Below are 521 nucleotides of genomic sequence, written 5' to 3'. Positions count from 1 at the left end.
TGGGTTCGTGCACGGTGGTGCGCAGGCGCTCGTCCGTGGCTTCGGCGCATTGGTGGTCACCGTCCCAGCCGTACCAGGTGGTGGTTTCTTCTCCGTTCTGCCGGACCTGCTTGAGGATGCGTCGCGACAGGCCGTCGTACTGGTAGCGGGCCTCCAGAGTCTCGCCGTTCGGGTCTTTTCTCCGTAGGTAGCTGAGGCGGTGGGCGCCGTCGTAGGCCAGGGTCAGGATCTGGCCGTCTTCGCTTTTGCGTTCGATCAGGTTGCCGGCCGGGTCGTAGCGGTAGCAGGTGCCGTCCAGTTCGGTGATGCGGTTGCTCGGCCAGCTGTGCTGCGGGCCGATGGGGATGGTTTGGCCTTCGCCCAGCAGGTCGAAGTCGGGGTTGTCCAGGTTGGCGTGGACCAGCTGCGACCAGTCGCTCGCCTGGGGTGTTTTTTGAGGGGTCGGGTCCCGCTCCAGCCGGTTGCCCGCCGGGTCGAAGCGGTAGCGTTGATTGTGTTCACCATGCTGGCTGCCAATCAGT

1 pseudogene is annotated in these 521 nt (G+C 65.1%); it reads right to left on the bottom strand.

From position 1 onward, the window contains the following. Positions 1-521, bottom strand: a pseudogene (locus N7640_RS25505) (RHS repeat protein); the annotation flags it as partial.

Origin of the sequence: Pseudomonas sp. GD04015 (assembly GCF_029837675.1) — a bacterium.
Lineage (GTDB): Bacteria > Pseudomonadota > Gammaproteobacteria > Pseudomonadales > Pseudomonadaceae > Aquipseudomonas > Aquipseudomonas paralcaligenes.
This window is presented reverse-complemented; position numbering and strand designations above follow the sequence as displayed.